The 25140-nt window shown below is 50.6% G+C and carries 21 protein-coding genes; 12 read left to right on the top strand and 9 right to left on the bottom strand.

What is annotated here, in order from left to right; all coding sequences use genetic code 11:
• Nucleotides 1-187 precede the first annotated feature (187 nt).
• The 5 genes from NSS79_RS06035 (at nucleotide 188) to NSS79_RS06055 (ending at nucleotide 13038) form a co-directional block, all read left to right on the top strand.
• Nucleotides 188-8272: a chitobiase/beta-hexosaminidase C-terminal domain-containing protein gene (locus NSS79_RS06035; protein ID WP_342438673.1), complete on the top strand. Its 8085-nt coding sequence runs from the start codon at nucleotides 188-190 to the stop codon at nucleotides 8270-8272.
• Nucleotides 8273-8431: 159 nt separating this feature from the next.
• Entirely contained in the window at nucleotides 8432-9109 is a 678-nt protein-coding gene (locus NSS79_RS06040; RefSeq protein WP_342438674.1) for a YjgB family protein, read from the top strand.
• Nucleotides 9110-9279: 170 nt separating this feature from the next.
• Nucleotides 9280-10431, top strand: a complete 1152-nt coding sequence (locus NSS79_RS06045; RefSeq protein WP_342438675.1) for a winged helix-turn-helix domain-containing protein — start codon at nucleotides 9280-9282, stop codon at nucleotides 10429-10431.
• Nucleotides 10432-10514: 83 nt separating this feature from the next.
• Nucleotides 10515-11789 (top strand): MFS transporter, encoded by a 1275-nt coding sequence (locus NSS79_RS06050; protein ID WP_342438676.1) that lies wholly within the window; start codon nucleotides 10515-10517, stop codon nucleotides 11787-11789.
• Between the two features lie 679 nt (nucleotides 11790-12468).
• Nucleotides 12469-13038, top strand: coding sequence for a histidine phosphatase family protein (locus NSS79_RS06055; RefSeq protein ID WP_342438677.1), 570 nt, complete (start codon nucleotides 12469-12471; stop codon nucleotides 13036-13038).
• Nucleotides 13039-13099: 61 nt separating this feature from the next.
• Here the strand turns inward: NSS79_RS06055 and NSS79_RS06060 are convergent, their stop codons facing one another.
• On the bottom strand, nucleotides 13100-13879 hold the full coding sequence (locus tag NSS79_RS06060; RefSeq protein WP_342438678.1) for a TatD family hydrolase: 780 nt from the start codon (nucleotides 13877-13879) through the stop codon (nucleotides 13100-13102).
• A 53-nt stretch (nucleotides 13880-13932) separates the two neighbouring features.
• Nucleotides 13933-15066, bottom strand: coding sequence for a stalk domain-containing protein (locus tag NSS79_RS06065; RefSeq protein WP_342438679.1), 1134 nt, complete (start codon nucleotides 15064-15066; stop codon nucleotides 13933-13935).
• 270 nt (nucleotides 15067-15336) lie between these two features.
• Between NSS79_RS06065 and NSS79_RS06070 the strand changes: the two genes are divergently transcribed.
• The gene (locus tag NSS79_RS06070; RefSeq protein WP_038586901.1) at nucleotides 15337-15753 is read left to right on the top strand and encodes a MarR family transcriptional regulator; all 417 of its coding nucleotides are present in this window, start codon (nucleotides 15337-15339) and stop codon (nucleotides 15751-15753) included.
• A gap of 228 nt (nucleotides 15754-15981) precedes the next feature.
• Nucleotides 15982-16143 (top strand): aspartyl-phosphate phosphatase Spo0E family protein, encoded by a 162-nt coding sequence (locus NSS79_RS06075; RefSeq protein WP_081965701.1) that lies wholly within the window; start codon nucleotides 15982-15984, stop codon nucleotides 16141-16143.
• Nucleotides 16144-16179: 36 nt separating this feature from the next.
• Here NSS79_RS06075 and NSS79_RS06080 read toward each other — a convergent pair whose 3' ends face one another.
• Nucleotides 16180-16359 carry a hypothetical protein gene (locus NSS79_RS06080; protein ID WP_342438680.1) on the bottom strand — a complete coding sequence of 60 codons (180 nt, stop codon included), beginning with the start codon at nucleotides 16357-16359 and terminating at the stop codon, nucleotides 16180-16182.
• A gap of 153 nt (nucleotides 16360-16512) precedes the next feature.
• On the opposite strand from NSS79_RS06080, the gene NSS79_RS06085 reads away from it, so the two are divergent.
• The 4 genes from NSS79_RS06085 to NSS79_RS06100 all read left to right on the top strand — a co-directional run bounded on the left by NSS79_RS06085 (nucleotide 16513) and on the right by NSS79_RS06100 (nucleotide 19924).
• Nucleotides 16513-17079, top strand: coding sequence for a sigma-70 family RNA polymerase sigma factor (locus NSS79_RS06085; RefSeq protein ID WP_342438681.1), 567 nt, complete (start codon nucleotides 16513-16515; stop codon nucleotides 17077-17079).
• A complete protein-coding gene (locus NSS79_RS06090) occupies nucleotides 17076-18044 on the top strand; it encodes a DUF4367 domain-containing protein (protein ID WP_342438682.1) in 969 nt (322 codons plus the stop codon). The genes NSS79_RS06085 and NSS79_RS06090 overlap by 4 nt, the downstream gene beginning before the upstream one ends.
• 37 nt (nucleotides 18045-18081) lie before the next feature.
• Nucleotides 18082-19059 carry an AraC family transcriptional regulator gene (locus tag NSS79_RS06095; RefSeq protein ID WP_342438683.1) on the top strand — a complete coding sequence of 326 codons (978 nt, stop codon included), beginning with the start codon at nucleotides 18082-18084 and terminating at the stop codon, nucleotides 19057-19059.
• Between the two features lie 400 nt (nucleotides 19060-19459).
• Nucleotides 19460-19924, top strand: coding sequence for a GNAT family N-acetyltransferase (locus tag NSS79_RS06100; protein ID WP_038586908.1), 465 nt, complete (start codon nucleotides 19460-19462; stop codon nucleotides 19922-19924).
• A gap of 91 nt (nucleotides 19925-20015) precedes the next feature.
• Here the strand turns inward: NSS79_RS06100 and NSS79_RS06105 are convergent, their stop codons facing one another.
• The 6 genes from NSS79_RS06105 to NSS79_RS06130 all read right to left on the bottom strand — a co-directional run bounded on the left by NSS79_RS06105 (nucleotide 20016) and on the right by NSS79_RS06130 (nucleotide 24576).
• The gene (locus tag NSS79_RS06105) at nucleotides 20016-20684 is read right to left on the bottom strand and encodes a hypothetical protein (protein WP_342438684.1); all 669 of its coding nucleotides are present in this window, start codon (nucleotides 20682-20684) and stop codon (nucleotides 20016-20018) included.
• Nucleotides 20685-20824: 140 nt separating this feature from the next.
• Nucleotides 20825-21244 (bottom strand): MarR family transcriptional regulator, encoded by a 420-nt coding sequence (locus NSS79_RS06110; protein WP_342438685.1) that lies wholly within the window; start codon nucleotides 21242-21244, stop codon nucleotides 20825-20827.
• 76 nt (nucleotides 21245-21320) lie between these two features.
• Nucleotides 21321-22289, bottom strand: a complete 969-nt coding sequence (locus NSS79_RS06115; protein ID WP_342438686.1) for a hypothetical protein — start codon at nucleotides 22287-22289, stop codon at nucleotides 21321-21323.
• Between the two features lie 50 nt (nucleotides 22290-22339).
• A complete protein-coding gene (locus tag NSS79_RS06120; protein WP_342438687.1) occupies nucleotides 22340-23332 on the bottom strand; it encodes a hypothetical protein in 993 nt (330 codons plus the stop codon).
• Nucleotides 23322-24230, bottom strand: a complete 909-nt coding sequence (locus NSS79_RS06125) for a WYL domain-containing protein (protein ID WP_342438688.1) — start codon at nucleotides 24228-24230, stop codon at nucleotides 23322-23324. The genes NSS79_RS06120 and NSS79_RS06125 overlap by 11 nt, the downstream gene beginning before the upstream one ends.
• Before the next feature lie 157 nt (nucleotides 24231-24387).
• Nucleotides 24388-24576, bottom strand: a complete 189-nt coding sequence (locus NSS79_RS06130; RefSeq protein WP_076111252.1) for a hypothetical protein — start codon at nucleotides 24574-24576, stop codon at nucleotides 24388-24390.
• Between the two features lie 195 nt (nucleotides 24577-24771).
• On the opposite strand from NSS79_RS06130, the gene NSS79_RS06135 reads away from it, so the two are divergent.
• Nucleotides 24772-24936, top strand: a complete 165-nt coding sequence (locus NSS79_RS06135; protein ID WP_342438689.1) for a hypothetical protein — start codon at nucleotides 24772-24774, stop codon at nucleotides 24934-24936.
• Nucleotides 24937-25140 lie beyond the last annotated feature (204 nt).

Here is a 25140-nt window from a genome sequence, read left to right on the forward strand (position 1 = left end):
TTGAATAGTAGATCGAAATAACTCAAAAGTAATTATGCGGAGTTGTCCAAACAGCTGCTTTTTTTATTTATTTTTTTAAATGATAAATTTTTAGAGGATTTAGGCGTAGGATGTCGAATTATGGGATATTAAGTTTGTTCACAAAATTGTCAGTTTCATAGACGAGATCACATAATGGAGGCAGCTAATGATGAAAAGAGGTTTAAGTTATTTTTCTGTTGGAACGATGTTGCTTGGAGTTCTAACGCTGTTCTTGTTTCACCCGCAGGCTGTAAATGCTGCTAATCCGGCACCGGATTCTTTTACGCTGAAAAGCTACGACAATTTACCATCCAGTGCAATGTCGGATCTTGCCTATGGCAATAATACGTATATCGCAGTAGGTTACTACGGGGCGATTATTAAATCTGCGGATGCAGAGACCTGGGTGAACGTAAAAACAAAAGCAGACATCACCTACACTGGAGTGGCAGATCCGAGCTCATTCACTTTTAACGGGGTAGCCTATGGAAACGGATTATTCGTCGTAGGCGGGAGCGCGGGAGTCATTCTGACCTCACCCGACGGCACAACATGGACGCAGCGCACCTCCAATGTGAGCAAGGGGATAGGGAATGTTGAATTTCTTCAATTTAACGGGAACAGTGCATTCTACGCCACAACAGAGGGGAAATATTTAACGTCGGCAGACGGAATTACTTGGACCTCAGTCGTCCCTACTGGCCTTGCTTCTAGCGATTATGTAACGAGAATAACGGTAGGAAATAATGGATCCAGACTGGCTATTGGCGCCGGGAACGGGAAAATATATTCCACTACAAATGGCACAACCTGGACTGTAGCACAGCCGTCAGGCCCTTCAGGACCATCCATTGGTACAAACATGATCACCTGGATGAAGGACCGCTATTATATTTCAGATCCTTTGGCATATATTTGGACCTCTACAGACCTCTCAACTTTCACTTTGCTGGGTGCCCCCTTTAAGCAGAATTCCTCTCAATATAATAATCAGATGTTTAATGGATTTTATGATGGAACGAAATATTACTTGTTCGGCTATGAAGCTCCTAATTATGGAGCGGTGTATACTTCGACGAACGGAACCACATGGACGATGCAGCCGTTTAAGAATTATTTTGTGACGCAGAGCTCGATGTTCGTGAACGGAAAGTATTTCCGTCTAGGAAATGAAGGAATGATGGTATCCCCTAACGGCTCGGATTGGAGCTATAAATGGGGGGGAGCTTTTTATGAAGTTATCCATGACGGATCCCAATATGTCGCTGTTGGCAAAGAGGGTGGAGATGGGGCCATATGGACTTCGGGTGATTTGGCTTCATGGAGTAAAGCCGCTTTACCCTCAAGAACAGGAACCTTTACAGCCGCAGCATATGGCAACAACAAATACGTGGCTATCGGCGATGTGAGTCAAACGACAGCAGCACTGGCCACCTCAACCGATGGTTCAGCGTGGACTGTGCGGAGCAGTATAAATGATTCCACATCTTTGACAGACATCGCTTTTGGCAACGGGAAATTTGTTGCAGTTGGGGCAGGCTCTGGTTCGGTGCCCAAAATAAAAACGTCGGTTGACGGGGTGGTCTGGAATGAGCCCGTGCTGCCTGTACAATCCCTTGATGCTCTATATACCGTAACCTATGATAATAATCAATTTATAGCTTTAGGATATGGTTATGATAGCAGCGGCAATGTAGACCAGGCCGGTATCTGGACCTCAGCGGATGGGGACACCTGGGTAAATCACTCAGGTGTTTATCCAAATCAAACGGATGCTTTTAATAATATTGTTTATGACGGAAGTAAATATGTCCTGACCGGGTATAATTCAATAACTTATGAAGTATTCTCCCGTACGAGTGATGATCTCTCGGCATGGAGCGCCCCAACTTTAACTGGTACTTATAGTTTCTATGGGGCTTCTACGATGATGGGACAAAAGGGAAACAATATTTATATGGTAGCATACGACAGCAACAATGTTCCGGGGATTTACTATACGGGAGACCAGGGCTCTACCTGGCAGGATGCCGGAGTTGATTTCTCGGACATTGATACCAATGCGATTTATGCACTGATGGAGCTGAATGGTGGAATTGTTATCTCCGGGAATTCGCAATTAGTGATGTCGGCAGCCGGATCCCTAGCACAAGTTGATGCGCCAACAGCGAATCCAACCGGAGCCGGAGGCGCAGTGGCGTCGGGCACGGAGGTGACGCTGAGCAGCGCAACCAGCGGCGCGGTGATCTACTACACGACGGATGGCACAACGCCAACCAGCAGCAGTACGCTCTACAATGGAGCAATTACGCTAACGAGCGCGACGACGATTAAAGCGATCGCAGTGAAACCGGGGATGACAGACAGCTCGGTGCTGAGTGAGAGCTACACGATTATGGCGCAGGTGGATGCGCCAACAGCCAGCCCAGCCGGAAGCGCAGTAGCGTCCGGCACGGCAGTAACACTGAGCAGCGCCACCAGCGGCGCGGTGATCTACTACACGACGGATGGCACAACGCCAACCAGCAGCAGTACGCTCTACAGTGGAGCGATTACGCTAACGAGCGCGAAGACAATTAAAGCCATCGCGGTGAAACCGGGGATGACGAACAGCGCGGTGCTGAGTGAGAGCTACACGATCATGGCGCAAGTAGACGCGCCAACAGCTAGCCCAGCCGGAGGTGAGGTAGCGTCTGGAACAGCGGTGACGCTGAGCAGCGCAACCAGCGGAGCGCTGATCTACTATACGACGGATGGCACAACGCCAAGCAGCAGCGGTACGCTGTACAGCGGATCGATCACGCTGACGAGCGCGACGACGATTAAAGCGATCGCGGTGAAACCGGGGATGACAGACAGCGCGGTGCTGAGTGAGAGCTACACCATTATGGCGCAGGTTGCAGCGCCGACAGCAAATCCAGCCGGAGGCGAGGTTGCGTCGGGCACGGCGGTGACATTGAGCAGCGCCACCAGCGGCGCGGTGATCTACTATACGACGGATGGCACAACGCCAACCAGCAGCAGTACGCTCTACAATGGAGCAATTACGCTAACGAGCGCGAAGACGATTAAAGCGATCGCGGTGAAACCAGGGATGACGGATAGCGCGGTGCTGAGCGAGAGCTACACGATTATGGCGCAAGTGGACGCGCCAACAGCCAGCCCAGCTGGAGGAGAGGTAGCTTCCGGTACGGCGGTGACGTTGAGCAGCGCCACTAGCGGCGCGGTGATCTACTATACGACGGATGGCACGACCCCAACCATCAGCAGCACGCTTTATAATGGAGCGATTACGCTGACGAGCGCGAAGACGATTAAAGCGATCGCGGTGAAACCAGGGATGACGAACAGCACGGTGCTGAGCGAGAGCTACACGATTATGGCGCAAGTAGACGCGCCAACAGCCAGCCCAGCCGGAGGCGAGGTAGCGTCTGGAACAGCGGTGACGCTGAGCAGCGCCACCAGCGGCGCGTTGATCTACTACACGACGGATGGCACAACGCCAACCAGCAGCAGTACGCTTTGTAGCGGAGCGATTACGCTGACGAGCGCGAAGACAATTAAAGCCATCGCGGTGAAACCAGGGATGACGGATAGCTCAGTGCTGAGCGAGAGCTACACCATTATGGCGCAAGTGGACGCGCCAACAGCCAGCCCAGCTGGAGGCGAGGTAGCGTCCGGCACGGCAGTAACACTGAGCAGCGCCACTAGCGGCGCGGTGATCTACTACACGACGGATGGCACAACGCCAACCAGCAGCAGTACGCTCTACAGTGGAGCGATTACGCTAACGAGCGCGAAGACAATTAAAGCCATCGCGGTGAAACCGGGGATGACGAACAGCGCGGTGCTGAGTGAGAGCTACACGATCATGGCGCAAGTAGACGCGCCAACAGCTAGCCCAGCCGGAGGTGAGGTAGCGTCTGGAACAGCGGTGACGCTGAGCAGCGCAACCAGCGGAGCGCTGATCTACTATACGACGGATGGCACAACGCCAAGCAGCAGCGGTACGCTGTACAGCGGATCGATCACGCTGACGAGCGCGACGACGATTAAAGCGATCGCGGTGAAACCGGGGATGACAGACAGCGCGGTGCTGAGTGAGAGCTACACCATTATGGCGCAGGTTGCAGCGCCGACAGCAAATCCAGCCGGAGGCGAGGTTGCGTCGGGCACGGCGGTGACATTGAGCAGCGCCACCAGCGGCGCGGTGATCTACTATACGACGGATGGCACAACGCCAACCAGCAGCAGTACGCTCTACAATGGAGCAATTACGCTAACGAGCGCGAAGACAATTAAAGCCATCGCGGTGAAACCGGGGATGACGAACAGCGCGGTGCTGAGTGAGAGCTACACGATCATGGCGCAAGTAGACGCGCCAACAGCTAGCCCAGCCGGAGGTGAGGTAGCGTCTGGAACAGCGGTGACGCTGAGCAGCGCAACCAGCGGAGCGCTGATCTACTATACGACGGATGGCACAACGCCAAGCAGCAGCGGTACGCTGTACAGCGGATCGATCACGCTGACGAGCGCGACGACGATTAAAGCGATCGCGGTGAAACCGGGGATGACAGACAGCGCGGTGCTGAGTGAGAGCTACACCATTATGGCGCAGGTTGCAGCGCCGACAGCAAATCCAGCCGGAGGCGAGGTTGCGTCGGGCACGGCGGTGACATTGAGCAGCGCCACCAGCGGCGCGGTGATCTACTATACGACGGATGGCACAACGCCAACCAGCAGCAGTACGCTCTACAATGGAGCAATTACGCTAACGAGCGCGAAGACAATTAAAGCGATCGCGGTGAAACCGGGGATGACGGATAGCTCGGTGCTGAGCGAGAGCTACACCATTACGGCGCAGCAGGTTGCAGCGCCAACAGCAAATCCAGCCGGAGGCGAGGTAGCGTCCGGAACAGCGGTGACGCTGAGCAGCGCCACCAGCGGCGCGTTGATCTACTATACGACGGATGGCACAACGCCAACCATCAGCAGTACGCTTTACAGCGGAGCGATTACGCTGACGAGCGCGAAGACGATTAAAGCCATCGCGGTGAAACCAGGGATGACAGATAGCTTGGTGCTGAGCGAGAGCTATACCATTACGGCGCAGCAGGTTGCAGCGCCAACAGCAAATCCAGCCGGAGGCGAGGTAGCGTCCGGAACAGCGGTGACGCTGAGCAGCGCCACCAGCGGCGCGTTGATCTACTATACGACGGATGGCACAACGCCAACCAACAGCAGTACGCTCTACAGCGGTCCGATTACGCTGACGAGCGCGACGACGATTAAAGCCATCGCGGTGAAACCGGGGATGACAGACAGCGCGGTGCTGAGTGAGAGCTACACCATTATGGCGCAGGTTGCAGCGCCGACAGCAAATCCAGCCGGAGGCGAGGTTGCGTCGGGCACGGCGGTGACATTGAGCAGCGCCACCAGCGGCGCGGTGATCTACTATACGACGGATGGCACAACGCCAACCAGCAGCAGTACGCTCTACAATGGAGCAATTACGCTAACGAGCGCGAAGACAATTAAAGCGATCGCGGTGAAACCGGGGATGACGGATAGCTCGGTGCTGAGCGAGAGCTACACCATTACGGCGCAGCAGGTTGCAGCGCCAACAGCAAATCCAGCCGGAGGCGAGGTAGCGTCCGGAACAGCGGTGACGCTGAGCAGCGCCACCAGCGGCGCGTTGATCTACTATACGACGGATGGCACAACGCCAACCATCAGCAGTACGCTTTACAGCGGAGCGATTACGCTGACGAGCGCGAAGACGATTAAAGCCATCGCGGTGAAACCAGGGATGACAGATAGCTTGGTGCTGAGCGAGAGCTATACCATTACGGCGCAGCAGGTTGCAGCGCCAACAGCAAATCCAGCCGGAGGCGAGGTAGCGTCCGGAACAGCGGTGACGCTGAGCAGCGCCACCAGCGGCGCGTTGATCTACTATACGACGGATGGCACAACGCCAACCAACAGCAGTACGCTCTACAGCGGTCCGATTACGCTGACGAGCGCGACGACGATTAAAGCCATCGCGGTGAAACCGGGGATGACAGACAGCACCGTGTTGAGTGAGAGCTACACGATTTCAACAGCCAATAACAGTTCAATCAGTCCGAAGAATGCAAGCTTCGACAAGAATACGGGCAAACAGGCGGATGTTGTAATAACGATGATGCTGAATGGCAATAATCTCACCAGCATCTCAAACGGTGTGGCATATCTTGCCGCAGGAAGTGATTACACCGTGTCAGGCAACACAGTAACCCTCCAGAAGGATTACTTGGCTACGCTGGCAGAAGGCACGACGAGCTTAACGTTCAACTTTACAGCGGGCGCAGTGCAGACACTTGTTGTTACAGTAACCGATACGTCGGTGCCTATCCCGGGAGTGCCGTTCCTGCAATCCGCTTTTGCCGGTAATGGCGAGATTAACCTGATCTGGAGTCCGGTTACGGGTTCAACAGGGTACAAGATATTCCAAAGACTTTCTTCCTCTGAATATGGCAATGAAATAGCTACAGTCAGCGGTTCGGTATACAGCTATAAGGCGGCAGGATTGAATAATGGAACAGCCTATTATTTTGTGGTCAAAGCAGCCAATGAAGTAGGGGATAGCGCAGCTTCGAACGAATTGAATGCTACTCCAAAAACGGTCCCTGGCGCGCCAACGGATATAACCGCAGTAGCTGGAAATGGACAAGCGGTGGTAAGCTTTACGGCCCCGGCAGAGACCGGAGGCAGTGCAATTACCGGTTATGAGGTTACGGCTTCACCGGGCAACATTGTGGGGGTTGGAACAACGGGTCCCATTACAATTACAGGACTGACAAACGGCACGGCCTATACTTTTACGGTAAAAGCGATTAACGGCGCAGGCAGCAGTGCCTCATCCGCTCTATCGAACGAAGTTACGCCAATCGCGCCATCCGCGCCATCTGGTGGAGGAGAGAATGAGACCCCGCCTGTAATCACGACTCCAGTGACAAACGACGGTGTTGATGTTTTTGTTAATGGCAAGGTGGAAAGAGCAGGAACAGCAACAACCTCCACCGTGAACGGGCAGAGTGTTACAACTGTCGTAATTGATCAGAAGAAGCTGGAAGAAAGGCTGGCAGCCGAAGGCCAAGGAGCTCTGATAACGATTCCGGTGATCAGCAGTTCTAATATTGTCATAGGCGAGTTAAGCGGCCAAATGATCAAGAGCATGGAACAAAAGCAGGCGGTGCTTGAGTTTAAAAGCGGAAATGCCACCTACACGCTTCCTGCGGCGCAAATCAACATTGAGTCTATTTCAACACAGCTCGGAGCGTCAGTTGCCCTTGAAGATATCAAAATTCAAATTGAGATCGCTAAGCCGACAGCGGATACGCTGAGAATAGTGGAGAATTCGGCGGCTGCAGGGGAGTTTACGCTTGCTGCTCCACCACTTGATTTTGTAATCCGGGCTCAATACGGGGATACCACGGTTGAAATAACGAAGTTCAACGCTTATGTAGAGCGGATGATTGCTCTTCCGGATGGTGTGGACCCGAACAGAATTACAACCGGGGTTGTGGTTGAGCCGGACGGATCGGTGAGACATGTGCCGACAAAAGTGGCTAAGATTGATCAACAATATTTTGCCATCGTCAATAGCTTGACCAACAGCACCTACTCGATTATCTGGCATCCGCTGGAATTCAAGGATATGGACGGTCATTGGGCAAAAGATATCGTCAACAACATGGGCTCACGCATGATTATTGACGGCGTTGGGAACGGAGCGTTTAATCCTGCTGCAGAGATTACGCGGGCCGAATTCGCCGCAATTGTTGTACGGGGGTTAGGTCTGAAACTGGAGAACGGTACGGGTGCTTTCTCGGATGTGAAGGCTTCGGATTGGTATAGCAGTTCAGTGCAGACAGCGTATGCCTACAAACTAATCAACGGGTTTGAAGACGGCAACTTCCGTCCGCTGGACAAGATCACCCGTGAACAAGCAATGACGATGATTGCAAAAGCAATGCAAATCACCGCGTTGAAAGATAAGCTCCAGAATAAAGAGGCTTCTGAGCTGCTGAGTTCCTTTACGGATGCAGGCAGCGTTTCGAAATGGGCAGTGAGCAGTGCTGCAGATAGTGTTGCCGCCGGAATTGTTTCCGGCAGAACTTCTACACGATTAGATCCGCAGGCATCTATCACAAGAGCCGAAGTTGCCGCAATGATTCAGCGGTTGCTGCAGCGGTCGGATTTAATCTAGACAAGCGGATAAAACATTCCGATTGCGCCACTTGGCTGCTAAGGCTGCCAAGTGGCGTTTTTTCTTGTGCCTAAAGTCGTTCTTAGATTTAGGGTGTCTCTGCAACCTTTCCCTAATTCCCTCCGTCAGTACTAGCAGTTCAGTCAAGGAGATGAGAAGATGACAACAACATTTAGAGCAATAGCCGGCATCTTTATATTGGCAGGGGTGATCGGGCTCGCGGCTTGTGATTCCTCTGATCAACAGGCGGCGGCCTCTGCATCGCCGGCAACGGCGGCTGGTACGGATGTACCGGCAACCTCACAGCCGGAAGCGAGCGCTTCATCTGCTCCAGCCTCACAGCCGGAAGCGGCAGCCTCACCAAGCCCTGGAGCAGGAGGATCTTCTGCCGCAGCTCCGCAGGATAGCAGCAAGCAGCTGGAAGAACTGCTCCAGCTTGCCAAGCAGGGCAAAGTGCCGGGTGTAGAATATGCTGCGCACAGCGGATTAATAGATGAGGTCGAAGCAGCATGGGGAGAGCCGGACACGAAGGATTCGGCGGGTAAAGGGATGTATTCAGTCTACAGCGACAAACATGTCGTATTTGGCTTCAATAAAGGCAGCCGGATCTTCGATGTCCGCTCAAGCGCTGCTGAGCTACAGAAGCTGACTCTGAAGCAGATTGAAGAAGTACTCGGCAAGCCGGACAGCACTGCGGTGAACGGCAGCGATAAGATCTACATTTACCAAGCCGGCAAGGAATACCTGCTCAAATTCATTATTCCGGAGTCCTCCGGCACCGTGGATCATATCTCTGTATTTTCCGAACAGGATACAGTTAACAATATGGCGGGATAATCTGCGGATAAGAGATACTGCTGCTGCAAAGCGCAATAGGTAGAGTGGAAAGGAGAGCAAACCTGCAGGAAGTTGCGGGTTTGCTCTTTTTGTCTTTTTCCGCTGGAGCTGAGTGAAGGCTGACTGTTATAATAAAGTGATAGATTCATCCGTGGAAAAGAGGTTCAGCTATGCATCTGGAATTAAACGGGAGCGAATATAAAGTGTCAGCCGAAGGAATGACGATCGAGCTGCTGCCTAAGGAATTTGCGCTCCTGCAGTTTTTATACCATAACAGGGGGCGTACCTTCAGCCGGGAGCAGCTTCTGGATAAAGTATGGCCGCTGGAGTATCCGGTGGAACGGACAGTGGATGATCATATCTACCGGCTGCGCAAAAAGCTCCACGGACTTAAAGGCCTTGATATCAAGACGGTACGGGGCTTTGGTTATAGTCTGGCGGTGCCGGGTTTGGGCAGTGTGATGATTACGCCAACCACGCATGATCCGGAGCTGCGCGATACGATGCGTGACGTGTTCGGCAAGTTTCATGTATACGGCCAGGGCAAATCGATGCTCACCCTCGCGCGTCAGCAGGACATACTCGGCTATGAGCTGGACCCGCATTATTCCATGGTTATTCACTTTGTGCAAGGGGATTTGGAGTGGCTGCTGTATACGGAAGAGGTGCCTTTAAAGGACCGGCTTTTTTACCTGCTGCTGTTCTACTTTTTCTCCGGCGACCCCAAGGCGAAGCTGGCGTACTGTGAGCAGGTGATCCGGAAAAAACTGCTGCCTCCGCCTGATCAGGTGGAATTGGAGATCCTCACAATTCTGGATTTGTTCACCTTAGCGGGGCAGCCGGAGAGGGCGCTGGAACGTCTGGAAAGGTCCTATCAAGTGATTGCTGAACCCGGTTATGAAAATTTCATTCCGGTTACGATGATTGTGGAGCTGTTTGTGCATCTGGTGGCGGGAACCGGAGATGTTAAGCTGGAACGGCTGGACGAGGCTATAGGGAAAGTATTGTTGGACAAGCCCTTTTTGCGGGAGATTGGCAGCTATAAAATAGTAAAAGGACTATGGCGTTTGCGCAACAAGCAGTGGCGTGAAGCAGAGAAACTGCTGGACGAAGGGCTGCAGGTGCTGGAAATGACCGGATTCGTTCCTCTGCCTCTTCATGCGTTGTACCGCATATATCACTTCTGCCGGATGTTCCCTCCTCCTCAAGCGTTGCAGCACAAATATGATAATCAATTTGCAGCCAAGCTTGAGGAATTGGGGTTCGACCGGCTTGCCCAGTCTTTGGAGGATATGCTGCAGCAGATATTGAAAGCTCTCTGATAATTCTCTGACAATTCTCCGTTACAGTAGGATCATGAATTACACAATTCTAAGATTCTAAATGTGACCTGGAGGAATGACAGATGGAGGCTTCAACTAAGCAGGGAACCAGTCTGCTGCATAACAAAGTATACATGCGTGTATACAGTGCCTTCGCTACGGCAACCTTTGGTGATTGGTTCGATACGCTGGCCATTCAAGTGCTTGTCGGCTACCGCTGGCAGGCCAGCCCGCTGATGCTGGCGCTGATTCCGGTAGCCATAGCACTGCCGAGCATATTGCTCGGCTCCGTGGCCGGGGTGGCCGCCGACCGGATGAACAAGCTGAAGCTGATGCAGTTGTGCGATCTGCTCACCGCGGTTCTGACCGTGCTGGTATTATTTGCTCCCAGTATGGTCTGGCTGCTGCCTTTGCTGTCGCTGCGCGCAGCAGTTTCTACGTTAAATGTGCCTGCACAGCAGTCCATGACCCGGAGTATTGTCAGGGAGGACCAGCTGCTTCAGGCAACCTCGCTTAACGGCATTGTGAATCAGGGCTCCAAAATTGCCGGCCCGCTGCTGGGCGGATTAGCCTTGTCAGTGCTCACGCCGCAGTGGTGCATTTTACTGAATGCCATTTTTCGTGTCTGCTCCTATCTGCTGCTGCTTTCGGTAAGAAACATTCCTGCGGGAGAGGCAAATCCTGTTTCCGAGTCACCGGAGGAACGGGTTCCGCTTCGCACCATGTGGAAGGAAGGCTGGAGCTTTATGCTGCACAGCCGAGTGTTGCTGAATACGATGTTGTTCGGACTTAGCGGGGCATTGGCGATCCAGATGATTGATTTTCAATTTACCAGCTTGTTCCGGATGGTTTCGCCGACCAATGAATCCCTGCTGGGCTGGATGGTTGCCGCTTCCGGTGCGGGGGCTGTGCTCATCATCCTCGTCATGAACAAGCTGAAGCTGGGAACGGGGTATGGCTGGAGACTTGGCACTGGTTATGTGCTGATCGGCGGCTCAGTTCTCGGCCTGGGACTGCTCCAGCCTGGAGCTTCTGTAATCTGGGTGCTGCTGCTGGGATTTGTACTGGGCATCGGGAATGGAATGTTTATTGTGGCCTTTAATTATTGCCTGCAGAAAGAAACGCCTCCACATATGACAGGCCGGGTATTCGGTATTCAGAGCACGATCCTCGGTGCCGTGATGATTGTTGCCCCGCTGCTGGGAGGTCTGCTGGTCGAACTTGCCGGTCCTGGTCAAATCTTCGTCAACTTCGGCATCATCCAAGCTGTTCTGGGTCTGACCGGTATAGTGTTCGGACGTGTGCTTTGGCCAGTTGCAAAACGGGAGAGAGTAAGTTCTGTAGAACAGGTCAGCTAGTGTGCTGGATATTAGTCTGCTGGATAGAAGTGTGCTGGATAGAAGTGTGCTGGATAGAAGTGTGCTCAATAGAAGTGGAAGTGGCTCTAAATGGTGTGACAGCGTAGTTAAGCTGGTTCAGCGGACGAATTGGGTAGTAGGGCAGCAGTGCCTGGAGTTATTTTAGTTGTGTTTTGGTAAGCTGGACCTCTCCCTTTGCCTCATTTGCCGGGTGGCAGATTTATAGTTGTATTTCGTACAGCTAAAGTGACTCCCCAGGGCCTGATTTTACTTTTAATTGTATTTCGTACAGCTAAAATTAGCTGATTGCCCGATATTCGGTGGATAGCCGATTTCTAGCTGTACAGAATACAACTAACTCTCCCATATGTGCAAATATCCCTGATATAACTGTACAAAGTACACTTAGGACTTCTCCTGTAGGGCTTCTCCTTTAGGGCTTCCCCCTGTAGAGCTTCCCATAATCAACTTAAATATCCAACAAGCCCGCGTGGCTCTTTCGTAGTATTAGGTCAGCCAGAAGCCTTTGGTTGGTCTATTTTTCTTGTTGAAGGAGGACATGGAATCCTACCGGCGAAAGTGTTAGGAGAAGCGTATGCTTCAGCCGCAGGCTTGTAGGCAGTTACAGTTATTGTAAGAATTCAATGCCGGCAATACAATTTCAGGAGGATTATTTGAAATGAGTACTTTCATTTACATGGTACGGCACGGAGAGTCTCCCAAAACCGGGGGAGATGAGAGGGAACGCAGGTTATCTCCCAAAGGTGAAGCAGATGCCCGTTGCGTGACGGTAAAATTGCGGAGTGAAGGGATCCATGCATTTTACAGCAGTCCTTATGTCCGTGCGGTACAGACGATAGCAGATTTAGCAGAAGAACTGGGCCAGGAGATTGTTCCCGATGAAGCCCTGAAAGAAAAAATCTGGATGGAAGGCAACCGCCCATTGCCAGAAGATGAATTATATCCAGCGCTAAGGAAAATGTATGCAAACGCGGATTTTGCCTTACCGGGCGGAGAATCCAATAACGAATGCCAAGATCGGGCGGTCCAAGTCCTTAAGGATATCCTGCGGAAACACCCGGGCGAAAACATAGTCATCGGCACCCATGGTCTGGTGATGGCCTTAATGATGGGGTATTTCTCCGATGACTATGGACTGGAATTTCTGATGCAGACTACGAAGCCGGATATTTACCGGATGGAATTCACCGGTGAGAAATTGTCAGGTGTAGAAAGAATCCCGCTGTAGGGCTAGCTCTGACTTGCCGGCAAATACACATCCTTCTTCTCCGGCGGCAGCGCGTCTCTATCTAGAAATCATAAAACCTCGCCGTATTCGCAGTCAGCATGGCCGCCGCCTGGGAGGCGGAATAACCATGCAGCGCCCCCCAGGCGGCTGCAACTTCACGGATCATGGCCGGATGGGTGGGCTTCCCGGCAAAAGGACCTTCGAACGGCCAAGGTCCATCTGTCTCCGCCATTACCAGCTTCGGCGGATAACGGAGGGCGAGGTCGCGGATCTCCGGTTCGTAGAGAATATCCGGGGTGAAGGAAATATGATATCCGCGTTCGATCATGCGGACAATAGCTTCTTCCGGGCCTTTGAACCAATGAAAGTGCGCGCGGGTAATGCCGTGCTTCTCCAGAAGATCGCAAGCGGTCAGAGCATCCTCGTATACGGCATGCAGTACAACGGGCTTGTTCAGGCGGGCAGCAAGGCCAAGCAGGGTATCCAGCAGCCTGATATACGGCTCCATCTCAAAGGCTTCGCCCCGCTCCAGCGCTTCTGCCCGTGTATAGTAGGGCAGTCCGATTTCGCCTACGGCAGTCATTTCGCCGGCATGGCGTTCAATCCAGTCCAGCAGTGTGAAAAGCTCGGTTTCCTGAGGCAGCGGCTGCTCGGGGTGGAAGCCATAGGCCGGTTTTACCTGGACTGGATATAATGCGGCGATTTTCTGCGTGCGGATGCAGGAATCCAGGTTCATCGAGACTGCGATCAGCGATTCGATATCGAGTCCCGGAAGCTCAAGCAACATGGACTCCAGCTCCGTGTCATTATATTGCTCTAGATGGATATGGGCATCTATCATTGGTTTCTTGAACCTCCTTCTGTTGTCTCCGGCAGACTCTTGATTTGGTTCAATTACCCCTGCTTAGGCTCCATATTCGGCTTGATGGCAGCATCCGGCTCAAATTTGATTGAACCCAGTTCCATTCCCTTCCCGCCGGCCTTGTACTCCAGCATGAGTGTTCCTATACTCTCCTGCATTCCGACCATTATACTGGTCTCTGCCTTCAGTTTGCCGTCCTCCACTTGGTAATAGGTAACAGCGCCGATTCCTGCCTGCTTGCCGAAATAATCCAAACCGTTATCCGTTGCACGGCCGGGAAGCCGCAGTGTTAGCTTGGCCGGTGCAGTTCCTTTGACCTCAAGGCGGATCAGCACATCCTTCTGATCAATGGCCAGACTGGAGGTAACGGCAGCTGCAGCTGCCTCATCTGCTGCAGGGAGGGTTAGCTCTTTCCACAGTTCAGGCTTTACGACATGGACCTCCTGCGCAACAATTCCGGTTCCGGTACCCCGCGTCAGAATGACGACTGCTTCCGGCTTCCCGTCGTTATCGACATCGGCATAGTGAAGCTCGGGCGGAGAGTTGTAGATTCTTGGAGCCGACCAATTGAAATTATGTTTCCGGCCATTCACTTCAAGTATGAACCCTTTATAAGTGTCGCCATTCTTAAGTGCGGTATATAGCTTGACCTTGGAGTTGTTCGCTGCAACGGCAAGCGGCTCCTTGGGAACCCGAACCGTCGTGCTGACACTTCCGGGCAGAATGGATACTGTATTCCCTGTGTTCTCAAGCTTACTTTCAGCTCCGGTAAGATCATACAATGTATCAGCCGGGATATAGTTATGTCCGTCCTTCGCGATGACGGGTCCTTCCTGCATTTCTTCATTGCTGCCGTCTGTTTGTGTATAGGTGATTTGCATGGCTGAGCTGCCGGGTGTAAGGACTGTATTGGAGCTGATATCGCTGAGGGTCAGTTGTTTGCGGACATTGTCCCAGATCAATTGGCAGGGATAATATTCGAGCAAGACTCTTGCGGGTACATACAAGACTCCTCCAGAATAGAAGGGATGAAGCGGTGTGAGAGCAGGTTGTCCATCCACAGCAAGGAGTAAGGGGGAAGCGGCGTGAGCAGTATCTATAGGAGACGCAGCCGTACATCCTGCAATAAACAGGGCGATCGCGGCAGCGCCGAATAATTTTTTCATAGGTTAACCTCCAGAGTATAAAAGTTTCAGTCTATTTTATTATATATTAAAACACTTGCTTTCAGATCACGATCTGTTAACAAAGCAACAACAAGGCTGTTACGAATGGGTCAGGTGCCAGCGGCCAACGTAGTGAAGGTATCCAGAATCACACCCCGATCGACAGGAATTCACCGGCTGGAAGCGGAATGTTGAAGAAATCTACACCGGGAAGTGCGGCTTTACGGGGAAAGGCTTGACACATATTTTGCTTAAAATTAACATGGGATTATGAATGAAAATAATGTACTCGCGGTCATTGGCCGCATTCACCGGCGTGGCAATAAGTTCATCGAACGGGAATTGAAAAAACACAATCTTCAAGGTATCGCCCCCTCGCACGGAGATATTCTATACCAGCTGTTTGTCCAGGAATACATAACGATGCATCAGTTGTCTTGCTACATTGATAAGGACAAGTCTACAATTACAGCTTTGGTGGATAAACTGGTGCGCATGGAATACGTCCAGCGGGAGCAGGATCAAAGAGATGGGAGGATCTTTCGATTGTCTCTTACGGCGAAAGGCCGGGAGCTTCAGCCGATATTTGAAGCAGTATCGGAGTCGCTGCTGGCAGCGGTCTATGAGGACTTCGCACCGGAAGAGAAGCAGCTGCTGCTTGGCTTATTAGAAAAAATTAAACTGTGAAGCATGGCTGGAACCGGACCGAGGCGGTACAAGATTAGTTACTCTTGTACCGCCTCGGTCTGTTTACGGTAATTCCGTTTCCGCCTCTGAAATTTATATTTGTCGACTCTTTACCGCCGCTTAACAGGAACTAAACCGCAAGCGGCGTTTTTTTATACGTTGATGCATTGTACAACTTCACCTATATTTTGACATAAACCTCTAGAATATTTACGGGAGGTAGTGCTAATGAACGAGATAGAAGTCATCCAGAAACAGATTGAAGTGGAGCGGGCTAGACTAAATCAGATGGAACAGCAGTTTGGCCTGCTGCACCCGAGTGTAATTAAACAATCTATGTTATTGGATGAGTTGATCAATAAATATACTAAACTAGATAATAATGTATAATTAATAGTTGTTGGAAAAGAAACGGTCCGCTGGGAACTACACAGTGCCCGTTTCTTTTTTGTGGAAAATTCCTGTAAACAGAACGATCAATCCGGCCAGGCAAAAAAGCGGAATCAGCAACAGCAGCAGGGCAATCCCTGCAAATCCATCATGTGCAACAAAGTCCGCATAGAGCAAAGAAATCATCCATGATGCCAAGGGAGAGACAGGCACCATGAGGGTGATTCCCCAAATGATTAATTTTCTCTTTCGGGATTTCCCGTTTCGTAATAATTTCCTAATCCTGTAATGAAACTGCGTGTACACGCGTATTAGCTGGAGTAAATTACTTGGCCAAGTGAAATTTTGCAGGAAGGGAGAGCTTAAGGGATGCAAGAGCGCGCATTGTTACAGCCTTTTATTCTAGAGAGAATGCAGAGGAATACAGAGACAGACCAGCAGTTTACAACGATTTTTGAAACCTACTATAAGCGGATATATAACTATATAGCTTACAGGGTCAGCTGCCGTTATACGGCAGAGGATCTGACGAGCCTGGTATTTGAGAAAACGTTGTCTAAGCTGGACAGCTTTTCCGGTGAGAAAGCGCCCTTTGAAGTGTGGCTGTTTGCCATCGCCAGAAATGTTGTGAACGATTATTACAGAAGCCGGAAGAGAACCCGTCTGTTCTCACTGGATACAGTTATGGAGCTGGTGTCCGGCAAAAAAGCCCCCGAGGATTTGCTGCTGGAGGAAGAACGAAATACGAGGCTGAATCATGCGCTGGACAAGCTGGCTGTCAAGGAGCGGAATGTCGTAGCGCTTAAATTCGGTGCCGGTTTGAAAAATAAAGAGATCGCTCTGCTCACAGGGATTTCCGAGAGTAATGTAGGCGTAATTCTCTACCGGAGTATGAGAAAACTCAAATCTGAAATAGGGAGTGTCGATGAACTGTGAAAAACAAGGATACCGCGCAACGTTTTGCAAGGGATATGGATAACGGTGTTCACAAAGCAGGCTCTGGTGAATGGAAGGGATCCGGGGAATACCGTGAGCTGCTTGAGCTTGGGCAAGTGTTGGCCGAACATGATTTCAGCCGCAATACGGATCAGCAGGCAGTTTGGTCCAAGGTTAGAAGCCGGGCAGGCAAAGTGCAGGCCGGTTCCAGAAGGAACTCTTCCCGCAGCTTCAAGCGGCCGGTAATGATTGCGGCTTCGCTGCTTGTAGCCTTTGCAGTAAGCGGAGCCGTGGTCAAGCCATCCTTTGCCCAGGAGGTTCTGAGCCGGGTGCTTCAGACCATTAATCTGGGACATATCATCGCGAATGAGATGGATCCGGACCAGATCCCTGAAATTCCGGAAGAGTTGAAAGGCAAAATTTATGATAAGGACGGCCATCCGGTAGTCTCCTTTGCCCAGGAGATTGAGAGGGGGCAGATCTTTACGGCGGACGGCGAGCCGATTGTGGATTTTGTAGACGGCAAACCTGTCACACAGCAGGAGCAGGATGTGCTGGATAAGGAAGAAGCCGCAGGTATTTTCAGTGTCAAGACACTTGCAGAGCTGAATAAATACGCTGCTTTTGAAGTGAAGCTGCCGGAATATTTACCTGAGGGGATTGCCTTTGACCACGGAGAGCTTTACAAGGGAAAGGACGGGATCAGCAGCAAATATGTCGACTTGATCTTCACCAGTGAGAAGAAAGGCATAAAATTCTGGATGCAGCAGTCTTATGCTGATCATGAAACGGCCTATGAGATGTCGACCGACGGCAAGATCGAGCAGGTGAAGGTGAACGGGATCGACGCAGTGTTAATGAATAGCAAAAGCTTGGATTGGGAAGCAGACGGCGTATTATACAGCTTGAGCACCCAAGGTTTAGACCGCGAAGAAATCATGCAGATTGCTGAATCAATCCGCTGAGCAGCGGAACAGGGGATCTCCTTAACGGGGGATCTTTTTGTTTAAATATAGAACTTATATGCTTCTCTCTATAAATGGACTTAGCAATAAATGTCCGGTAGTCCGTTTGCCGGGTGATTATAATGAAGGTAATCGTTGCAATGAGGATGTGAACGGCTTGGGATATACGGAGTATATGCAGAAAGCAATTGATTACATCGAAGAGAATCTGCAAGGACCGATTACGATTGAGGATTGTGCGCGCGTATCCGGATTCTCGAAATTTCATTTCCACAGGTTGTTTAGTATTCATCTGGATGTCACCTTAATGGAGTATATCCGCAGGAGACGGCTTTGCTATGCGATGAATGAGCTGATTCGTGGAAGAAGGATTTTAGATATTGCCATGGATTACGGATATAGCTCTGAGCGTGCGTTCAGCAGGGCATTTCTGCAGGAGTTCGGCCAAGTTCCAAGCAGATGCCGGAGTGCTAACTACTCCCTCCCTCCCAAACCTTTGTTAGAGGAAAGCTTAAACGACAGTACTGGAGGCGTTCCAATGGATTATTTAAGTGAGGTCAGAATTGACAGTCTCCACACGATGAATACCGCCAGCGGCGTAAGAATCAGCAAGGACCCTGAGGCGGAGGTCATCACATTTATGAGTGAGTGGTCAGCGAAAACGGGGATCGGCGCCGGGACAAGAAGGTTTGGTTTTGATGTTCCTGTGTCTGAAGAGCAGCAGCAGGAAGGCCTGCGGGGGTATGAATATTGGGTTGTACTGGGTCAGGATATTCCGGCACTGGCTGAAGGTATAACGTGTAAGCATGTGGAGGGCTGCAGGTACGCAATATTGCGGATTACGGAGCCCTTTGCCGATCCCTTTGAGCGTATCCCTCTCGGCTGGAAGAAGCTCGCGGCTTGGGTGAACAGCAGGGGATACCAAACAGCCTGTGACAAAGAGCGTTACTGGCTGGAGGAAGTACAGGAGCTCGGCGAATCTGTGGCGATGGATCTCTATTTTCCCATTGAATAATCAGAAACGTTGAACGCCAAATTTGGATACTTAGAGTCGCAAGCGTTCAACAGAAGTACCGGGAGAAACGTCCGCTAATATTTAGAAAATCAGCATTTTTTCGCAATGAACGGGAAAGCTGCCCGCTATTTCTGTGGATCCAGCCGTATGTGGGGTTTGTGATGGGTTTATAGGGAATGATTCCCTATAAAATACAATAAAGAGGCTTTTTCCACAATATTCCTGGCATATTTCCCTTTAATCCAAGAGTGTCGTCCAGTCAGCTGAATCTCTGACTATGAACCTCGAATACAGTAACCGAAGGAACAAAACATCACCCATTTTTTTTGCAGCGGTACAGCAGTTACTCCTTTCACAACTAAACTAATAAGATGAATAATTCAAAGGAGCCAGAACATATATGATTACGATTCAACTAGCCGAACCGCAGGACGCCAAAACCTTAGCCGAAATACAGAAAAAAACCTTCAATGAGGACGCGCGGCAGTTCCAAAATAAAGAAGAAGACGGACCACCGGGCTATGATTCCAGCGCCTGGCAGGCAGAGATGATGCAGAAGGGCCACTATTACAAGCTGCTTGCCGATGATGCCATTATTGGCGGAATGATCGTCTTTCCTGCTCCCGGCGGAGAGGAATGTCATCTTGGCCGGATTTATATGGACCCGCATTATCAGAATAAAGGCTACGGCCAGGAAGCCTTCCGCTTCCTGTTTGACACTTATCCCTCAGCACAGAAATGGACATTGGACACGCCCTCTTGGGCAGTCAGAAATCATTATCTCTATCAGAAGCTGGGGTTCATCCGGATCGGAGAAATTCAGGATGCCTCAAGCGGAGAAACCATAGTTGAGTATGAAAGATGACCTCCAGGATTCAGGATTTCACATACCGTAGGCAGCTTCGGAGGTATCGAGGAGGGCTGCATTGGGCCGGGAATCCATGCGGCTGCTCTGCTCATGATACAGGCCCTCCAGATCCGTTCGTATGCACAGCTCTGCCCACTTTCGACTTCGGGTCAACATGCAGACTTCCGCTGTAGCGGATTTCCTGAATATCGCAACCGGGTCCAACCCGGATCTGCTCCCCGCACACAAGCTCAGCTGTGGTGTGCTCCAGCTCAATGGCTGTCCCTTGAATCAAGCGGGCAGTCAATTTGCGGAACGGTCCCATCAGGCGCTTTAGCAGCAGAGAGGAGCGCCTGACTATCAGGGTTCCGTCCGTTCTGATCTGATCCGCAGTACAGGAAGAACCGAGCAGAACCGTAATGGATTCCTTCGCGGTAAGGCTGTTCACCCGCAAAGCGCCCTCCCCCAGAAAGGTCAGCGTATGGATTGCTTCCGATGCCGCAACATATCCGGAGGAACGGATATGTTCGGCTTGCAGGCTGTGTAAACGCAGGCTTCCGAAATTCTCAACCTTTGCGGCAAGACAGGCACCTGTTATAGAGCATTCTCCAGACACTTTCAGCCGTCCCGTCGTAACCCTGCCCAGCGCTTTCAAGTGACCGAATACATCTACGCAGGCAGAGGTGATATCCTCCCGGCGGATGAGAGACCCTCTTACTTTAAGCGGAGGATGATTCAACGCATCTGTTACTGAAGTGTGTTTGTCCAGATGTATCATGAGTAGAGCCCCCTTTTGCCGGATATTATTTTAATAATTAAAATATATACATATAATAATATATAGTCAATGAAATAATAATCCATTCGAAAAGCACCGCCTTTCAGTTGCCTGAGGCGGTGCTTACGCAGATAAGAGAGCTATTCAATTATTTCGTCCATCAGTATTTGAATTTTGGAGAGTGTATCCGCAATCTTGTCCAGCTCTGCGGTAGCGAAACGGTCAAACAGATCAAGAATCCGCCGTTCCCCTTGCTCCGTAAGTATGATATTGACCACTCTGCGGTCTTCCTTGGTACGTACCCGTTCAATTAGAGTCGCCTCTTCCAATCTATCGCACATGGAGGAAGCGGCTCCCGGTGTAATGACGAATCGTTCAGAGATATCGGTGATATTCAGCTTTCCCGTAAGCCGCAGTTGGAACAACAGCATAATTTGGTTCTGGGTCAAGGATTCCTGCCTGTTAATTCTGTCAACGAAGGCCTGGGATTTATGCTGGACGGCTGCCATTCTATCCATCACCTGATGGATAGCTATTGTTTTCTCTTCTTCTGCGCTCATAGGCACGCTCCAATTTGTTATAGTTCTTAAAATATATAGAAGCTATAACTTTGTTGTCAAGCGTACCTGCTTCTGCTCAGCGCAGTCCTATATCGTGAAAACGGTTGGTAATGGGTTCACGCAGCAAGTGACGGATCGACTGAATGGCGGCGGTTTCGGCTGCCTTGGCATCGTCGAATAAGGTTATTAGTTCTTTTAACCCGGAGGGCGGGAGAGGTTGCGTATGGAGTTCAACCTGTGTGATCGCCTCGAATGTTTCCGACAACCGGGTATAATGTGCGGCGATCTCTTTTGCAGCGGGCCAGTACGCCAGAACTTCCTGTGCATACTTTGCCGCATCTTGTTTGGCCGCAGTGTAGACAAAAAATGTTTCGGCAGCTCCTTCAGCGTCATAGCCGCCGGAACGAAGTGCTTCTACAATGGCATCATAAGCAGCAAGCCCGCATGCATAACCGGACTCCGGCAGCATGATGTCATGGGTTTCCGCTTTGAAGACCGCTTGTATGAAAGATTCTTTAATGGCCTGCAGCACATCTATCTCGATCTGCTTCTCGTAGACCTGATAGTAGGCATAAGGAGAGAGGTTCCGCCCTAATTCTAAGAAGGGGAGTTCCTGGCAGGAATCTGCTATCCCGTCCAAATAATAAAATAGCTGCTCTTGTTCATGGTACCCGTTCACAATAACAAACCGGTCTTTCCATACCACTGCGCCCGTTCCGCGGTCAATGCATGCTTTGATATCAGAGATGGCCTGCTGCTGGTAGAGAGGAAAGGTAGGTGTGAAATTAAATCCGCCCATTTGGGAGGCGGTTACTCCAATCAGGTCACAAGCTACAAGATGCTCCGCCATCCAATTGTAGGCCGTGGCCGAATCGGAATGGAGCTGCCTGTGAACGGAGAAGCGGAAACAGGCCGCCGTCATTCCGGACAACATACATTTCGGCAAAGTGAACCAGCCTTTCTCTGTCAAAATACCGTATAGGGCATCTGTAAACGAATGCGATTCCTGGCGGTATTGAAGCGAATGGAGAATGACTTTACTCATGAATAAATTCCTTCTTTCCGCCGTTCTTGTTCATAGCACGCGCTTAAATATTACCTTGCCGAATGTGCGCCCCATCTGGGCACAATAGAACGTTTGCGGTCAGGGTAACGTTCGGACACAATCCGGACCCGTTCCATTGCGCGTTCTTCGAGGGCCTCAGCTTTGGCCAGCGCTGCACATAATGAGGCTTGACGGTGCTCAGCCAGTTGACCTGTTCCATGAAAGGAAGGCAGAGATACTGCAAGTTCTTCCGTCATTAGGTCTGCCAATTCACTGTATATGTGATGAACTTCATCCAGTCCCGGGATCAGCTGATGTATTTCCTGCAAATAATCCCTGATCTCCCTCCGTGCGTATACGTAGGAATCCAGAATATATGCGGCACCCGAAGAATCAAAGTCTCCCAGCTTCAAGGCTTGAATCAGGTATGAATAGGCGAGCCGGCCTGAGGCTATTTCCTTATCCGGCCATGTTTTGTAAGGTGTCTCCCAGTCATAGAGTGCCAGACGGAGAGATTCGAGCACCGCATCCTTCAAGGGAACCTCTACCTGATTGCCGAACACCTGGCAGTACCAGAAGGAGGTGAAGTTGATGCCGAAATTGTCATACAACACCACTTGGCTCTCCCCGGACCAGCCGTCCTGCAGATAAAATACCTTATCCGCATCATCATAGCCGTGAATTACCCCGAACTCCGGAATCCAATACAACGCTCCCAGACCGGCATCTATGCTTTGTTTGATCCAAGCGATGGCATCCTGCTGATACACATCGAACGAGCTGTGCCTTGTGCGTCCGCCGTCATAGACCGTGTGAATCCCCAGATTATCAATGGCAGGTGCATGTTCATTTCCCCACTGGCCGTATGCCGTGACCGACATAGGCAGAAGCCTGCGGTGCACTGAGAATTTGAAGGCCATGCCGCTAAGCCCGGAGAGCATATACTTTGGTCCTTCAAACCGCTGCGCGGCTGTCAGGATGGCATATAAGGCGTCTGTAAAAGACTTCGATTCACGTTTCATCTGAATATTCTTAAGGTTCACTTGGATTCTCCTGTGGATTCAGCAAATCAAGCATCGCTTGGCATCTGCTGCTTATTTTGACTTGCAGCCATTGGGGGGCCAGAATTTGCAGCCATTCTGTAGTGAGCAGATGCTGCACGAACATCTCCGGATCGAAAAAATCCACTTCGTAAATGTCCTTATCTATAAGATGTACCGGAAATCCGAGCCATGATTCTCCTTTGGGTGGAGCAGCCAGGCGGATCTGTGCCGTAAAAGGTTTGAGCTTTCGGACCTGTTCCTGCCGCAGTCCGCCGTCGGCTTCTCCATTGAACCGCCGCTCAGTCAGCTTCAAAGAACGGATGGAGGATAGCCGGAAGTGCTGGGGCGGACTATGTTCTGCCGTCTTGGCAATGACATGGTCATCATCGTAGTGGTTAACAAGCTTCAACGGGCAGATTTCCTGTTCACCCTCCTGCCCATCATGAACAATTCTTACAACTATACATTCTTTGATGGCATGCTCCAGCAGCTCAATATACTGCAGTACATGCACATTTACCGTAAAAATCGGCAGCTGTGCCTCTGCACCCGGCTCCTGGTCATCGGTAAGCCGCTCCAGCAGGCTGCCAATCCGCCGTACTGCCGCTCCATTCTCGTAATTATAGCGGCTGTACCGGTAAGCCAAATATTTCAGAATCTGCTTTTCCTGATCGGTCATATAGAGATAGGGAAGCATGAAGCTGTCATCCTCATAGCAATACCCGCGCTGCTTCGCCACATATTGCAGCGGAGCCCGGAGAGAAGAGGCCATGTATTCGATATCCCGCTGAGCCTGGCGCTTGGAGATTTCGAACTGCCCGGCCAGATGATTGCTGTTCGGATAACGCCCCGCCTTAATCTGCTGGTCGAACCATTGAATACGGTGGATATGGCTCAAGTAAGACGCTCCCTTTCATGATTATGGGAATCAGAGCTTGGCCCTGTGTTTGTTTATCTTCGAGTATAAGGAACCCGGCGGAATGAAACAAGGATGCCTGCACCGGTCTTATGCATATACGCATAAAAGAGAGCGGCATCCCCGACTAAGGATACGCTTAGCCTGTTATAGCATCAACTTTGACTTGCGGCGCTTTACTGCACCGCTTGCATACCTTAATTCCGGTTCCATCGCTCTTCACTTTTGGATAGAGCAGTTTAATGCGCGTAGTTTCACAGATCGGGCATGTCCCCCGGCCCCGTGACGGCAAGTTCCAAAGTACGCGGCCCCGTTTTGTTTTTGGCATAATCTTGAACCTCATTTCACAGTTTGAATGGTACCTTCGTAGTATAAAACAAGAGGTACGACATAAAATGTCGCACCTCTTATAAATCCTGATCCAAATAAATGAGATAAAATACAATATTTATGCTCTTTTTTATATAAATGAATTGATTTTCCCTATATACTTAGCAGAATCTACTGTAAAGGAGAGTTTGCGATGAACAATATCATCACGATTCTGAGCGTTGCTGCAATAGCTGTCATTATGCTTTTGATGAATAAATATGTGAAGAACAAAAGCCGGATGCGCCTTGTGCTGGCCATTATGTTTGTGCTCTATATTTCTACGTTTATCATCATAGGAATGTTAAAGGATTCATGAAGCTGTCCCCAAAACTGAATACATATTAAGATGAGGAGTCCGTGCAGAGTGCGGGCTTTTTTTGTTAAAAGATAAGAATTTATATGCTTCACGCTATAATTTATCCTTCTATTTCTCGCTGAAACGGATACCGTCCTTTTGAGGACAGCGAAGCCGTTTCCACTTGTCTGTTCATAAAGCAGAATCACTTTCCGATAAAGAAAA

Source organism: Paenibacillus sp. FSL L8-0436 (assembly GCF_038593025.1).
Lineage (GTDB): Bacteria > Bacillota > Bacilli > Paenibacillales > Paenibacillaceae > Paenibacillus_AQ.

What these genes read in the sequence shown, in the direction of transcription:
- NSS79_RS06045 (WP_342438675.1), top strand. Translation starts at nt 9,280, where the DNA reads ATGCATCTGGAATTAAACGGGAGCGAATATAAAGTGTCAGCCGAAGGA.
- NSS79_RS06065 (WP_342438679.1), bottom strand. Translation starts at nt 15,066, where the DNA reads ATGAAAAAATTATTCGGCGCTGCCGCGATCGCCCTGTTTATTGCAGGA.
- NSS79_RS06035 (WP_342438673.1), top strand. Translation starts at nt 188, where the DNA reads ATGATGAAAAGAGGTTTAAGTTATTTTTCTGTTGGAACGATGTTGCTT.
- NSS79_RS06100 (WP_038586908.1), top strand. Translation starts at nt 19,460, where the DNA reads ATGATTACGATTCAACTAGCCGAACCGCAGGACGCCAAAACCTTAGCC.
- NSS79_RS06060 (WP_342438678.1), bottom strand. Translation starts at nt 13,879, where the DNA reads ATGATAGATGCCCATATCCATCTAGAGCAATATAATGACACGGAGCTG.
- NSS79_RS06080 (WP_342438680.1), bottom strand. Translation starts at nt 16,359, where the DNA reads ATGGTGCCTGTCTCTCCCTTGGCATCATGGATGATTTCTTTGCTCTAT.
- NSS79_RS06075 (WP_081965701.1), top strand. Translation starts at nt 15,982, where the DNA reads ATGAACGAGATAGAAGTCATCCAGAAACAGATTGAAGTGGAGCGGGCT.
- NSS79_RS06110 (WP_342438685.1), bottom strand. Translation starts at nt 21,244, where the DNA reads ATGAGCGCAGAAGAAGAGAAAACAATAGCTATCCATCAGGTGATGGAT.
- NSS79_RS06070 (WP_038586901.1), top strand. Translation starts at nt 15,337, where the DNA reads ATGAATGAAAATAATGTACTCGCGGTCATTGGCCGCATTCACCGGCGT.
- NSS79_RS06135 (WP_342438689.1), top strand. Translation starts at nt 24,772, where the DNA reads ATGAACAATATCATCACGATTCTGAGCGTTGCTGCAATAGCTGTCATT.
- NSS79_RS06055 (WP_342438677.1), top strand. Translation starts at nt 12,469, where the DNA reads ATGAGTACTTTCATTTACATGGTACGGCACGGAGAGTCTCCCAAAACC.
- NSS79_RS06085 (WP_342438681.1), top strand. Translation starts at nt 16,513, where the DNA reads ATGCAAGAGCGCGCATTGTTACAGCCTTTTATTCTAGAGAGAATGCAG.
- NSS79_RS06105 (WP_342438684.1), bottom strand. Translation starts at nt 20,684, where the DNA reads ATGATACATCTGGACAAACACACTTCAGTAACAGATGCGTTGAATCAT.
- NSS79_RS06050 (WP_342438676.1), top strand. Translation starts at nt 10,515, where the DNA reads ATGGAGGCTTCAACTAAGCAGGGAACCAGTCTGCTGCATAACAAAGTA.
- NSS79_RS06115 (WP_342438686.1), bottom strand. Translation starts at nt 22,289, where the DNA reads ATGAGTAAAGTCATTCTCCATTCGCTTCAATACCGCCAGGAATCGCAT.
- NSS79_RS06040 (WP_342438674.1), top strand. Translation starts at nt 8,432, where the DNA reads ATGACAACAACATTTAGAGCAATAGCCGGCATCTTTATATTGGCAGGG.
- NSS79_RS06130 (WP_076111252.1), bottom strand. Translation starts at nt 24,576, where the DNA reads ATGCCAAAAACAAAACGGGGCCGCGTACTTTGGAACTTGCCGTCACGG.